Source organism: Teichococcus wenyumeiae (genome assembly GCF_003696345.1).
Classification (GTDB): domain Bacteria; phylum Pseudomonadota; class Alphaproteobacteria; order Acetobacterales; family Acetobacteraceae; genus Pseudoroseomonas; species Pseudoroseomonas wenyumeiae.
The window spans coordinates 27732-41118 of the sequence record NZ_RFLX01000011.1; the positions used below are offsets into that span (position 1 = coordinate 27732).

Sequence of the window (13387 nt, forward strand, 5' to 3'; positions counted from 1 at the left end):
ATGCGCTTCGCCCAGTTCTTTATCGCGCGGCCGGTCTTCGCCGCCGTCATCTCCATCTTCATTGTGCTGATCGGCGGCATTGCCGCCACGCGCCTGCCGATCAGCGAATATCCGGAGATCGCGCCCCCCACGGTCACGATCAACGCCACCTATCCCGGCGCTTCCGCCGCCGTGATCGCCGAGACGGTCGCGACGCCGATCGAGCAGGAGATCAATGGCGTTGAGAACATGCTCTACGTCACCTCCCAGGCCACCGGCGACGGCAAGCTGACGGTGAACGTGGTCTTCCGCCAGGGCACCGACGTCGATCAGGCCCAGGTGCTGGTGCAGAACCGCATGGCGGTGGCCGAGGCCCGGCTGCCGGAGGAAGTGCGGCGCCTGGGCCTGCTGGTCCGCAAGGCCTCGCCGGACATCATGATGGTGATCCATCTGATCTCGCCGGACGGGTCGCGGGATTCGCAGTACCTGTCCAACTATGCCTCGCTGAACATCAAGGACCGGCTGGCGCGGCTTGATGGCGTCGGCGACATCCAGGTCTTCGGTGGCCGCGACTACGCCATGCGCATCTGGCTCGACCCCGCCCGCATCGCCGCGCGCGGGCTGACGGCGGGCGAGGTGGTGGAAGCGCTGCGCCGCGCCAATGTGCAGGTGGCCGCCGGCGGCCTGAACCAGCCGCCGACCGGCGCCACCGGGGGCGAGGCCTTCCAGTTCAACATCCAGGCCCTGGGCCGCCTCCGCAGCGTCGAGGAATTCTCTGACATCGTGGTGGCCACGGGCGAGGGCGGCGCGCCGCTGCGCCTGCGTGACATCGCGCGCGTGGAACTCGGCAGCCAGGACTACACCGTCAACGCCTATCTTGGCCGCGACGAAGCGGTGGCTATGCCGGTCTTCCAGCGGCCCGGCTCCAATGCCCTGGCCACCGCCGCCGCGCTGCGCACGACGCTGGAGGATGCGAAGCGCAGCTTCCCGCCCGGCGTCGATTACCGCGTGGTCTACGACACCACGCAGTTCATCGAGCAGTCGATGGAAGCGGTGGTGCATACCTTCATCGAGGCCATCGTGCTGGTGGTACTGGTGGTGATTTTGTTCCTCCAGTCCTGGCGCGCCTCCATCATCCCGCTGGCGGCCATTCCGGTCTCCATCATCGGCACGCTGGCCTTCATGGGCATGCTGGGCATCTCGGTGAACAGCCTGTCGATGTTCGGCCTGATCCTGGCCATCGGCATCGTGGTCGATGACGCCATCGTGGTGGTGGAGAATGTGGAGCGGCACCTGGCCAATGGCATGGACCCCGTCACGGCCACGCGCCGCACCATGGACGAGGTCGGCTTCGCGCTGATCGCCATCGCGCTGGTGCTCTGCGCCGTGTTTGTTCCGACGGCCTTCATTGAAGGCCTGGCCGGCGCCTTCTATCAGCAGTTCGCCGTTACCATCGCCGTCGCGACGCTGCTTTCGGCGCTGGTGTCGCTGACGCTCTCGCCCGCGCTGGCGGCGCTGCTGCTGCGGCCGCATTCGCATCACAAGCCGACCGGCTGGCGCGCCGTGGCCGGGGCGCCCTTCGGCCTGTTCTTCCGTGGCTTCAACAAGCTCTTCGACGCGCTCTCCATCGGCTATGGCGCCATGACGCGCCGGCTGGTGCGCTTCGCGGCGGTGATGATGCTGCTCTTCGCCGGGCTGCTCTTCCTGACCGGGCAGACGGTGCGCACCACACCCACCGGCCTGATTCCGCCGCTGGACCGTGGCTACCTGATCGCCGCCTTCCAGCTTCCGCCCGGCGCCACGCTGGGCCGCACGGATGCGGTGATGCGCCAGGCGTCCGCCGACCTGCTGAAGGTGCCAGGCGTGGCCAATACGGTTGTCTTCACCGGCTTCGATGGCGCCACCTTCACCAATGCGCCGAACAGCGGCGTGATCTTCGTCACGCTGGATTCCTTCGAGAAGCGCGAGGCCGAGCACCTGTCCTATCCCGCCATAATCGGCGCGGTGCAGCAGGCAGTCTCCGGGCAGCGCGACGCCATGGCGCTGGTGATCCCGCCGCCTTCGGTCTCCGGCATCGGCACCGGCGGCGGCTTCAAGCTCTACGTGCAGGACCGCGGCGACCGTGGCGCGCGGGAACTCGAAGCGGTGACCAACCGCGTCGTCGGCGCAGCCAACCAGTTGCCGGAGGTCGCCATGGCCTTCACGCTGTTCAACACCTCGACGCCCAGCCTGCGGGCGGAGGTGGACCGCAGCAAGGCCGAGATGCTGGGCGTGCCGCTCTCCCGCGTGTCGGAAACGCTGTCGGTCTATCTCGGCTCGGCCTTCGTGAACGACTTCAACATCCTGGGCCGCACCTTCCGCGTCACTGCCCAGGCGGAGGAGGACCAGCGCCGCACGCCACGCGACGTGGGCCTGCTGCGTACCCGCAACGATGCCGGCGACATGGTGCCCATCGGTTCCCTGGCCTCATTGGAGCCGGATACCGGTCCCTACCGCGTGCCGCGCTACAACCTCTTCCCGGCGGCGGAAGTGCAGGGCGCCGCGGCGCCGGGCGTCTCCACTGGCCAGGCCATCGCGGCCATGGAGAAGATGTTGGCCAAGGAACTGCCCCAGGGCTACAGCTTCGAATGGACCGAGATCGCGCTTCAGGAAACCACGCAGGGCAATACCGCGCCCATCGCCTTCGGGCTGGCGGTTGTCTTCGTCTTCCTGCTGCTGGCGGCGCTCTATGAAAGCTGGCTGCTGCCGCTGGCGGTGGTGCTGATCGCGCCCATGTCGGTGCTGGCGGCGCTGACCGGCGTGGCCTGGCGCGGCATGGACAACAACGTGCTGGTGCAGATCGGGCTGGTGGTGCTGATCGGCCTGGCGGCGAAGAACGCCATCCTGATCGTGGAATTCGCCCGCCAGGCGGAAAGTGAGGGCATGACCCGCTGGCAAGCCGCCGAAGCCGCTGCCCGCACGCGTCTGCGGCCCATCCTGATGACCTCGCTGGCCTTCATCCTGGGCGTGCTGCCGCTGGCGATCGCCACGGGGGCGGGGGCGGAGATGCGGCAGAGCCTCGGCACGGCGGTCTTCGCCGGCATGCTGGGGGTGACGGTCTTCGGGCTGGTCTTCACCCCGGTCTTCTATGTCGTCGCCCGCGCCGTGGCACGGCGGCAGCGGCAGGCGGCGGTGCCGGTCCCCGCCGAGTGAACGTCCGCCCCCTGCGAAGGCAGGGGGCGTCCGCCTTCAGGCGCCGGCGCGCATGCGCCGGGCCAGGGCCTCGCCGATCATCACGCAGGTGAAGTGCAGGTTGGCGCGGCAATCGGTGGGCATGATGGCGGCATCCGCCACCCGCAGCCCTTCCACCCCACGCACCTTCAGGTCCGGGTCCACTACGCCGCGCTGGTCTTCATAGGCCGTCATGCGGCAGGTGCCGGCGGCGTGCTGGATGTCGCTGGCTTCCGACAGCAGCAGCGCGTCCAGTTCCGCATCCGGCATGGCCGCCACATCCGCATAGGCCAACGCGGTGTCGGAGAAGGTGATGCCGGAAGCAATGCCGGCCACCGCCGGATGCGCCGCGATGCGCGCCAGCCGCCGAACACCGTCCCGCAGGCGCAGCAGGTCGCGCGGGTCGTCCAGCATATTCTCGTCCACCTCCGGATTGGCGAAGGGATCGGCCGAAGTCAGCCGCACCTCGCCACGCGAGAAGGCATCATAGACCGAAACGCCGATGGAGCCCGTGGCGGCGGGGCCGGAAGCGCCCTCCGCATAGCCGGTATGGTTGAAGGCGATCATGATCATGTCGCGCTCCCCACCACCGCCGAGGCCGGAGCTATAGGTCAGGCAGCAGTTGGTGTGGCGGGAATCCGGGTGGGTGGCCCGATGCCCCGGCGCCAGGGCGAGGCTGGCCCGCACGATGGGATGGTCCATCAGCCCCTGGCCGACGGCGGGCAGGTCCTGCAGCACCTCGATGCCCAGGCTCGCCAGCCGCGCTGCCGGGCCGATGCCGGAGCGCATCAGGATGGTGGGGCTATGGATGGCGCCGGCGCAGAGCACCACTTCGCGCGCCGGGATGTCCTGCCATTTGGCCTCGCCCTCGAAGCGCGCCCGCACGCCACGGGCGCGGCGCCCTTCGAAGAGCACGCGGTCCACCAGGGCGCCGCCGCGGATCTCCAGGTTGGGGCGGCCACGCGCCGGCTCCAGATAGCCGTCATTAGTGGTGACGCGCTGCCCGTCGCGGCTGTTGATAGGATAGCAGGAGACGCCCTCGCCCTGCGGGGCGTTCAGATCGGCTTTCCAGGGATAGCCCAGGTCCAGCGCGGCTGACTTCAGTGCCCGGTCCACCGCGCCCCAGTCCTTCTCCGGCGCGCGGTAGATGGGCAGCGGGCCGCCGCGGCGGATGCCGGGGGCGGTGCCGGTCTCCGGGTCATCCTCGATCAGGTCGAAGAGGGGCAGCACGTCTTCCGCCGCCCAACCTTCGCAGCCCAGTTCCGCCCAGGCATCGAAAGCGGCCGGGACGCCACGGATGGCGATCTGAGCATTCACTGTAGAAGAACCGCCTAGGGCTTTGCCTCTCCAGTAAAAACGCGGAGGCTGCGCGCGGGTGCGGCGGGTTTGCAGCCCCGGCCATTGCCATTCCGCCTGATGCGCGGCAGAGCGCATGAAGGGAATGATATTGGCGCTACGCAGCGCATGCGGTGCGTCTGCGGCGCGCCAGTCACGTCCGGCTTCCAGCAACAGCACGCGGCGCGCGGGGTCTTCGGACAGGCGGGCGGCAAGCGGGGCGCCGGCGGAACCGGCACCCACCACGATCACGTCGTACATGCCTAAGCCTTACCGCGTTTTGCAGGAACGCAACATTGCCTTGGCCTTTCGGCTGCGCTCCTTCTCACATCCTGTAGAAGCTGTGCTGGCGCTGCCGCCCCGAAGCCGTCTCCTGCGTTCGTGCAACGTCATAGAGGAGATGCTTCCCATGAAGCTGCAAGGCAGGATCGCGATCATCACCGGCGCCGATTCGGGCATCGGCCAAGCCACGGCGGAACTTTTCGCCCGGGAGGGGGCCGATATCTGCATCGGCTATCACACCGACCGCGAGGGCGCCAAGGACACCAAACGCAGCGTTGAGCAGGCCGGCCGGCGCGCCGTGGTGGTGCAGGGGGATGTCGGCCAGCCGACGGATGTCGAGGTCTTGTTCCGCGAGGCTGCTGCCCTCGGCACGGCCGATATCCTGGTGAACTGCGCCGGCAAGGGGATGGGCGGCATGCCTGTCGCCGAGATGCAGGATGAGATGCTGGAGCGCGTGCTGCGCACCGACCTCCTGGGGCCGCTGTTCTGCTGCCGCGCCTTCATCCGGCTGCGGAAGCAGCATGGCGGGAAGGGGCGGATCGTCACCATCAGCTCCGTCGCCCAGCATCTGCCGACACCGGGCAGCGCACCCTATGGCATGGCGAAGGCCGGCATCGGCTCGCTGACCCGCAGCCTCGCGGTGGAGGTGGCGGAGGACAAGATCAACGTGAACAACATCGCCCCCGGCCTGATCCAGACGCCGATGACCCAGGAGCGGCTGGACGACCCGGAGAAGCGGGAAGCCTCCTTCAAGGAGATTCCCTGGCACCGCGCCGGCCAGCCGGAGGAGATCGCGCGCCTCGCCCTGTTCCTGGCCTCGGACGACGGCGATTACGTGACCGGCCAGACCTGGACCATGGATGGCGGGTTGACCATGAACTGGGGTGGTGCCTGAAATGCCGCCTCAGAGCGTTTCCGTCACCTTCCGCAGATGCGGCGGGTTGTCGGGATCCAGACCGCGTGCGCGGGACAGGGCTTCCACGAAGCGGTAGAAGGCGGCGATGGCAGCGATGCAGTCCGTCAGCGGATGCCCCGTCACAGGCACCGGAAGCGTCACGGCGCCAGGTGCCTCTCCGCCCGCCAGGAAGACCCGGCCACCCTGCGCCGCCAGCTGGGTCATGGTCGCCAGCATGCCAGGGCGGGCTGCGTCACCCTGCAGGAAGGCCAGCACGGGAAAGCCGGCCTGTACCAGCGACATCGGCCCGTGCTGCACTTCAGCGGAAGAGAAAGCTTCCGCGTGCAGGATGCTGGTTTCCTTGAATTTCAACGCTGCTTCCATAGCCATTGCGAGGCCGGGGCCGCGCCCCAGCACGTAAAGGGAAGAAGCGGATGCGAATTCGACCAGGGCGCCGGACCAACCGGCTGGCGGCGCAGCGCGCAGAATGGCCGGCAGGCGGTGAAGGGCCTCTTGGAGCGCAGCATCCTCCCGCCACGCTGCCAGCACGCCCAGGGCAGCAACCGCCGAGCCAACGAAGGTTTTGGTGGCGGCGACGCTGCGCTCCGGTCCCGCCCGCAGTGGGATGGTGATATCGGCCGCTTCAGCCAGCGGCGAGCCTTCAGCATTGACGATGGCGATGGTGGCGGCGCCGCCCTGCCGCGCCGCCTGCAAGGCCGTGACAAGATCGGGGCTGCGACCGGATTGGGAGACGGCGAGGGCTGCCGCGCCGGCCAGCCGCGGCACCGTGCCATAGATGGAGGCCGTGGAAGGGCCGAGGGAAGTCACCGGCACGCCGGACAGGATCTCGCAGGCGATCTTGAAGAGGCTGGCTGCGTGGTCGGATGAGCCGCGTGCCACCGTGGCCACCACCGGCGGCGAGAGGCGACGCAGCAAGGCCCCGGCATCGGCGATGGCGCCAGCGGAGCCGATGAGCAGCCGCTCAATGGCGTCGGGGATCTCGGCGATCTCGGCCTGCATGAGGCTGGCGGCGCGCGGTGGGTCGCTGGGCATCGGCAGGACGGTCCTTCCTGTGCTCAGGCCGGCCCCAGCAACTGGAGCCAGGCGACCAGGGCGACCAGCACCACGAGCAGCACCGGCGGCGTGATGGCGAGGCCGATCCGCATATACTGCCCCCAGCCGATGGTGATGCCTTTCCGCGCCAGCACATGCAGCCACAGCAGCGTGGCAAGGCTGCCGATCGGGGTGAACTTCGGCCCCAGGTCGCAGCCGATGACATTGGCATAGATCATCAGCTCCCGCGTCAGTGGCGGAATTCCCTGTGCCTGCTCGATTGACAGAGCGCCGACCAGCACGCCCGGCAGGTTGTTCATGACCGAGGAGAGCAGGGCGGCCCCGAAGCCGGTACCGATGGTGGCAGCCCAGGGTCCATGCCCCGACAACCAGACCAGCACCTGGGCGAGTTCTTCTGTTAATCCTGCATTTCTAAGGCCGTAGACAACGAGGTACATGCCAAGGCTGAAGATCACAATCTGCCACGGTGCCTCGCGCAGCACCTTCATGGGGGAGAGTTCGGTGCCCCGGCCGCCCCGGTGCCAGCGGCCCGCCAGCGCCAGCAGGACCACTGCCGCCGTGCCGGTCACCGCCGCGACCGGCACGCCCAGAGGTGCCAGGATGAAATAGCCGAGCAGCAGCAGCACCAGCATGGGGAAGGCGGCACGGAAGACCAGCCGGTCCCGCAGGGCAGTGGCCGGGGCTTCCAGCTGCGCCAGCGGATAGTGCTGCGGCACCTGTCGCCGATAAGCCAGCCAGAGCACGCCCAGGGTTGCCAGCAGGGCCACGATGTTCACCGGCACCATCACCGCCGCGTAACGGTTGAAGGTGATGCCGAAGTAGTTAGCGCTGACGATGTTGACGAGGTTGGAGATCACCAACGGCAGGCTGGTGGTGTCGGCCACAAAGCCAGTTGCGATGACGAAGGCGAGGGTGGCCGCCGGGGTGAAGTTCAGCCGCAGCAGGATTGCCACCACGATGGGCGTCAGCAGCAGCGCCGCGCCGTCATTGGCAAAGACGGCGGCGATCAGGGCGCCCAGCACCACCACCAGCGGGAACAGCCTGTGCCCCTGGCCGCCACCCCAGCGGGCGACATGCAGGGCGGCCCATTGGAAGAAGCCGGCCTCATCCAGCAACAGCGAGATGACGATCAGCGCCACGAAGGTGAAGGTGGCGTCCCAGACGATATGCCAGACCACAGGCACGTCGGCCCAGCCGATCACTCCTGTCAGCAGTGCCAGGGCAGCTCCGCCCATGGCGCTCCAGCCAATGCCGAGGCCGCGCGGCTGCCAGATGACCAGCGCCAGGGTGACGAGGAAAAGAACAAGAGCAAGCATCGGGCATCCTAAGCCCGTGACAGACGGGCGGGTTCAGCAGGGCAGGGCACGCGAGGGGAGGCCGGGAGCCTGCTCAGGTGGTGCGCTGGCCTGGCGTATCGCCTGCTGCCGCACCAGCTACCCCAGGCAGGATCTCGAGGACAAGCTCAGCCGGGCGGCAAAGCTTGACGCCCAGTGGCGTCGCGACCAGGGGCCGGTTGATCAGGATCGGATGCGCCATCATCGCATCAAGCAGCCGGTCGTCCGTCAGGCTCGGATCGTCGAGGCCCAGTTCGGCGTAAGGCGTACCTTTCTGCCGCAGCAGCTCACGCGGGACCATTCCGGCCCGGGCCAGCAGGCTGACTAGGTCAGCGCGGCCAGGAGGCGTCTTTAAATATTCAATAACAACGGGCTCGATCCCGTTGTTGCGGATCAGGGCGAGGGTGTTCCGGGAGGTGCCGCAGGCCGGATTGTGGTAGATGACGACGTCCAAGGCTCAGGCTCCATGGGATAGCAGAACGCTAGCTTAGCGGAAGCGCGCGGCCTCGGCATGGTGGTTCATGGAGCGCGTGGCGCGTTCCGGATTGGAGCCATGTGGATGCCAAATCAGGATCAGGGTGTGGACCGGCCTATCCGGTAGGGGAGCAAGCCCGTGCATGCCATGGCCCTCTATAATCATTCAACATCAATTATTTGGATGCGTTTTCTGTAATAGCAATTGAGCTTCTGGCTCATCCTGAGCAGCAGCATGGGGCGAGTGCCCCGTGTATTGCATAACAAACGTTATGTAAAATTTTCTCTGCCGGTGGTGTGAAGCTTGGCCGTAGTGCTGCCTCGTGACAGCCTCAGGCTGCAGCCGCCAAAGGTCCCTGCGGCATATCTGCCGGAACGGCGGCAGCCTCCGGGGCGCGCTCCTTGTTCTGGTTCCGCACCCTGACGCAAAGATAGATCGCTATCACACCCATGGAGGCTGGCAACAGCGCCAGCGCCGGTTCCATAGTCGCCCAGGCCAGGATTGCGGCCGCCAGACAGCCCGTGACAGCGCCAAAATCCCAGCCACCTTCCAGCGCGAAATGGAACCTGTAAGCAGCGCCGGACTGCTTCGCCCGCTCATAGATCGTGCTCATGACCACCGGGCCATAGAAGCCCGCGGCAATGGCTCCTGTGAGATTGGCGATGGCTGCCGCCACCGGCGACCAGGCCGAGGCGATGCGCAGCGCGAAGCCGAAGGCCAGCATGACGCAGACCGCCACCAGATAGTGCTGCCGGCGGCCGCCATCGATGGCGCGGCCACAGACAAAGCTGACCGCCGCACCCACCAGCCCCGCCGCCGCATTCGCAAGCCCGAAGGCGCCGTAGCTGCCGCCGACCGAGCTGAACAGCACCATGGGCCAAGCCAGCGCCAAGCCAGAGGCGATCCAGCCATCGACCATAAAAGTCGCCATGGCTCGCTGATCGAACCCCCGCATCGTCTCCCGCGCCCGCGGCACCTCACCAGCCATGATCGGCGCCATGCGCCCCAGCGGCCAGACCGACAGCAGGCAGATGCAGGCGGCAATGGCGAAGTCAAAAGCCTCGCCAAAGCTGCTGAGCAGCAGACCGCCCAGCAACGGCCCTACCACGGCGACCAGGGCGCCCACCGTCATCCGCTCGCCCACCTGCTGGCCGAGCCCCTCGCCTTCGGCCACGGTCGCGGCCGTCGAAGCGTGGTAGACGGGCCAGTAAAGAGATTCGGCAATCGAAACAGTCAGAATCCAAGCGGCGAGCCAGCGTGGATCTTCAGCCAGCAGCAGCGGAAGGAACTGGAGCGAGGCGACGCCGGCCCCCAACTTCATGGCCTTTGCGAGCCCTATCCTGCGGACGACTGCCAGCGCCAGGAACCGCATGCCGAAGCGTACCAGAAGCAGCGCCGCATAGGCGGTCAGTGCCAGCGGCATGCCAAGGCCGAGCTTCAGCAGATATGCGCCGACGAAGCCACCCGCCATGGCTGAGGAGAGTCCGAACAAGGCGGAATGCAAGGTCAGCAGGCGGAACTGAGTAAAGGCGGGCACGACGCGGCTCCAGTTTCTCCGGGGCCAGGCGCCGCGGCGCGCGGGTTCTCACGCCTTCGTGATATTGGGTCAAGAACAAAAATCGCGTTTATTTTACTGGAAGCTTGGTCTTTGCTAACAATTGCGGCGGAGCGGAGCAGCCGATCCAGGTGCGGCAGCGGCAAGAGCCTTGCCCCGCCTTAGGCACATGTCACTGCCCTGTCACAACTTTTAATTGATTAGCGGCCTGAGGATTTGCTCTCACGACCTCGTGGCATCTCGTCGTCCTGAGAGCCCGTTTGAGAATGGGGCGGCGGAAGGCTGGCGAGGGATTCTTCATGCCGGGCAGGAAGGTCCTGCCACCCCGATGCGGGGCATCGGCATCGGGGCAAAGGCCTGACGCTTCCGGCGCGGAAAAGACTCGCTAGGCGGCACGCCGATCATGGACCGCTAGTTCAACATGGCGGCTGTGACCAGCGAGGAGCAGTTCATGCGCGGCTGCGCGCTGGAATACCTCTTCCAGTTCCTGTTGCTGGACTCCGCCGCCTCATCCGTCCGACTGCGCGGCGGCCGCATGATCCTCGGGGCGCGCGGAGGGCGGCACCTTGTGGCTGCCCTCCAGCCGGTCCCGGTGCAGGGCGGCGCGGCCAACCAGCATCAGCGTCACCGGCGTGGTGACGATCAGCAAGAAGCCGATCAGGATCTCGTGCACCACCAGCCGGCTTTGCAGCACCGAGAAGAATAGCATCGAGGCCAGCAGGATGCAGCTCATGCCGCAGGACGTGCCGATGGTCGGCGCATGCAGCCGCTCGTAGAAGCTCCGCAGCTTCAGCAGGCCGATCGAGCCGGTCAGCGCCAGTGCGGCGCCAACCAGCAGCAGCACGGCTACCGGAACAGCGACCAGCAGCGGCAGTTCGGCGGCATGGTTCATTCGATCACCTCCCCGCGCATCAGGAACTTCGCCAGAGCCGCGGTACTGACGAAGCCCAGCAGCGCGATGACCAGCGCGATCTCGAAATAGATGTCGGTGCCGGAGCGGATGCCGAAGGTCAGCAGCAGCAGCATGCCGTTGACGTAGAGCGTATCCAGCCCCACCACGCGGTCCTGCGCCCGGGGGCCGCGCGCCACGCGCCAGGAAGCGCACAGGAAGGCCAGGCCCAGCATCAGCTGCGCGGCCAGCAGGGACCAGTGCAGCAGCGTCTGGCTCATGGGAAGATCTCCATCAGCGGCTGTTCGTAACGGTGCTTCACGGTGCGCACCCATTCTTCCTCGTCGACCAGGTCGAGGATGTGCAGCAGCAGCCAGCCTTCCTCGGGGTCATATTCCACCCAGGCGGTGCCGGGCGTCGCGGTCAGGATGACGGCCAGGGCCGCCAGGCCGCGCGGGTCCCGCAGCGACAGCGGAATATGGATGAAGCCGGAGTGACGCTTCTTCCGGCGGCCCATGATGACCTGCGCGACGCCGATATTGGAGCGGAGGATATCCACCGCCACGACCCCGGCGAGCCGCAGCGCCACCAGCGGCCGCCGCACCCGCAGCCGGGCGGAGCGGATGCGCTTCAGCATCCAGCCGCCGATCAGGGCCACCGCCAGCCCCAGCAACGCCGGGCCTGGCGCCACCGTCTGGTTGAGCAGCAGCCACAGCACGAACAGCGACAGGGAGAGCAGCGGATGAGGCAGCAGCATCCTCATCGGGCCGGCTCCACGACGCTCTGCACATAGCCCTGCGGCGAATGCAGCGACACCGCCGCCGCCTGGGTGTAGCGCAGCGCCGGCCCCGCCGCGGCTGTCAGTCCGATGCAGAGACTGAGCAGCAACACCACCGGCGCGATCTCGATGACACCCACACGCGGCACCGTGCGGCCAGAGGTGGCCCAGAGGCTGCGGATGCCGGCGCGCATCATCGCCAGCACGGTCGCCAGCCCGGAAAGGACCAGCGCCGCCAGCAGCGCCCAGCCGCCCGGGGAAATGTCGGTCGGCCCCTTCCCCAGCCCTTCGGGGTTCAGGATGCCGCTCAGCATGGCGAACTTGGCGATGAAGCCGGACAGCGGCGGCAGCCCCGCCAGCAGCAGAGCGCAGCACAGGAAGCAGGCGCCCAGGATCGCCATGGTGGCGGGAATGGCGACGCCGACCTCGTCATCCTCCTCGTCATCCTCCTCGCCATCGCCGAAGGCTTCCAGGGTCACGGCCAGCACGTCGGCGCCGACATCGCGGCCCCGCTCCAGCAGCTCGATCAGCAGGAAGAGCGCGCCGATCGCCAGCGCGGAGCTGGCGAGATAGAACAACGCGCCGCCGGTGACGGCCACCTGCCCCGCGCCCACTGCCGCCAGCAGCGTGCCGGAGGAGATCAGCACGCTGGCGCCGGCCAGCCGCGACAGGTCCTGCGTCGCCAGCACGCTGACGGCGCCGAAGCCGATGGTGATGATGCCACCGGCCAGCAGCCAGGTGCCGCCGAAGCCGGCGGATGCCCCGGCATCGGCGCCGAAGAGCAGCAGCGACAGCCGCAGCACCGCATAGACGCCCACCTTGCTCATCATGGAGAAGATGGCGGCGGCAGGCGGGCTGGCGGCGGCATAGGTCGGGCCCAGCCAGAAGCCCATCGGCCACATCGCCGCCTTGGCCAGGAAGGCCATGCCCAGGATCGCCGCGCCGGCTTCCAGCAGCGGCCGGTCCTCCGCCGGAATGGCTGGAATGCGCACTGCCAGATCGGCCATGTTCAGCGTGCCGGCCACGCCATAGATCATGCTGACGCCGACCAGGAAGAGCAGCGAGGCCGCGAGGTTGATGGCGATATAATGCAGCCCCGCCTTCACCCGCGCCACGCCCGAGCCATGCAGGGCAAGCCCATAGGAAGCGGCCAGCAGCACCTCGAAAAAGACGAAGAGGTTGAAGAGGTCGCCGGTCAGGAAGGCGCCGTTGAGGCCCATGAGCTGGAACTGGAACAGCGCGTGGAAATGCGGCCCCATGCGCTGCCAGCGCGCCAGCGAGTAGACCAGCGCGCAAAGCCCCAGCACCGCCGTCAGCACCAGCATCAGCGCCGAGAGCCGGTCCGCCACCAGCACGATGCCGAAGGTCGCCGGCCAGTTGCCCAGATGATAGACGGAGATGACCCCGCCGCCCGAATGGGCCTGCGCCGCCAGGGCGATGGCGGCAGCCAGCATGACCAGGGTGGAGAGGATGCCGAGGGTCGCGCGCACCCGGCCGCGCTGGTCCTCCATCGGGATCATGATGGCGCCCACCGCCAGCGGCAGCGCGATCGGCAGAATGAGGAGGTGCTGCATCCAGCCG

The 13387-nt window shown here is 67.6% G+C and carries 11 protein-coding genes; 2 read left to right on the forward strand and 9 right to left on the reverse strand.

The genetic code is table 11. The features are described from left to right. Nucleotides 1–3171 (forward strand): efflux RND transporter permease subunit, encoded by a 3171-nt coding sequence (locus EBE87_RS15145; RefSeq protein ID WP_120638756.1) that lies wholly within the window; start codon nt 1–3, stop codon nt 3169–3171. Nucleotides 3172–3207: 36 nt separating this feature from the next. Here the strand turns inward: EBE87_RS15145 and EBE87_RS15150 are convergent, their stop codons facing one another. Next, complete coding sequence (locus EBE87_RS15150) at nt 3208–4785, reverse strand: GMC family oxidoreductase (RefSeq protein WP_120638755.1); 1578 nt, start codon at nt 4783–4785, stop codon at nt 3208–3210. Between the two features lie 148 nt (nt 4786–4933). Between EBE87_RS15150 and EBE87_RS15155 the strand changes: the two genes are divergently transcribed. Then, nucleotides 4934–5701, forward strand: a complete 768-nt coding sequence (locus EBE87_RS15155) for an SDR family NAD(P)-dependent oxidoreductase (RefSeq protein ID WP_120638754.1) — start codon at nt 4934–4936, stop codon at nt 5699–5701. 9 nt (nt 5702–5710) lie between these two features. Here EBE87_RS15155 and EBE87_RS15160 read toward each other — a convergent pair whose 3' ends face one another. The 8 genes from EBE87_RS15160 to EBE87_RS15195 all read right to left on the reverse strand — a co-directional run bounded on the left by EBE87_RS15160 (nt 5711) and on the right by EBE87_RS15195 (nt 13380). Then, complete coding sequence (locus EBE87_RS15160) at nt 5711–6754, reverse strand: SIS domain-containing protein (RefSeq protein WP_199707437.1); 1044 nt, start codon at nt 6752–6754, stop codon at nt 5711–5713. A 23-nt stretch (nt 6755–6777) separates the two neighbouring features. Further along, nucleotides 6778–8091, reverse strand: a complete 1314-nt coding sequence (locus EBE87_RS15165) for an arsenic transporter (RefSeq protein WP_120638753.1) — start codon at nt 8089–8091, stop codon at nt 6778–6780. Between the two features lie 73 nt (nt 8092–8164). Further along, entirely contained in the window at nt 8165–8563 is a 399-nt protein-coding gene (gene arsC / locus EBE87_RS15170; RefSeq protein WP_120638752.1) for an arsenate reductase (glutaredoxin), read from the reverse strand. 352 nt (nt 8564–8915) lie between these two features. Further along, entirely contained in the window at nt 8916–9956 is a 1041-nt protein-coding gene (locus EBE87_RS15175) for an MFS transporter (protein WP_158600900.1), read from the reverse strand. Nucleotides 9957–10647: 691 nt separating this feature from the next. Further along, nucleotides 10648–11031: a monovalent cation/H(+) antiporter subunit G gene (gene mnhG, locus EBE87_RS15180; protein ID WP_120638750.1), complete on the reverse strand. Its 384-nt coding sequence runs from the start codon at nt 11029–11031 to the stop codon at nt 10648–10650. Next, nucleotides 11028–11309 carry a K+/H+ antiporter subunit F gene (locus EBE87_RS15185; RefSeq protein ID WP_120638749.1) on the reverse strand — a complete coding sequence of 94 codons (282 nt, stop codon included), beginning with the start codon at nt 11307–11309 and terminating at the stop codon, nt 11028–11030. Before EBE87_RS15185 ends, mnhG begins: the two co-directional genes overlap by 4 nt. Then, on the reverse strand, nt 11306–11791 hold the full coding sequence (locus EBE87_RS15190; protein ID WP_120638748.1) for a Na+/H+ antiporter subunit E: 486 nt from the start codon (nt 11789–11791) through the stop codon (nt 11306–11308). The genes EBE87_RS15185 and EBE87_RS15190 overlap by 4 nt, the downstream gene beginning before the upstream one ends. Next, entirely contained in the window at nt 11788–13380 is a 1593-nt protein-coding gene (locus tag EBE87_RS15195) for a monovalent cation/H+ antiporter subunit D (protein WP_199707435.1), read from the reverse strand. The genes EBE87_RS15190 and EBE87_RS15195 overlap by 4 nt, the downstream gene beginning before the upstream one ends. Nucleotides 13381–13387 lie beyond the last annotated feature (7 nt).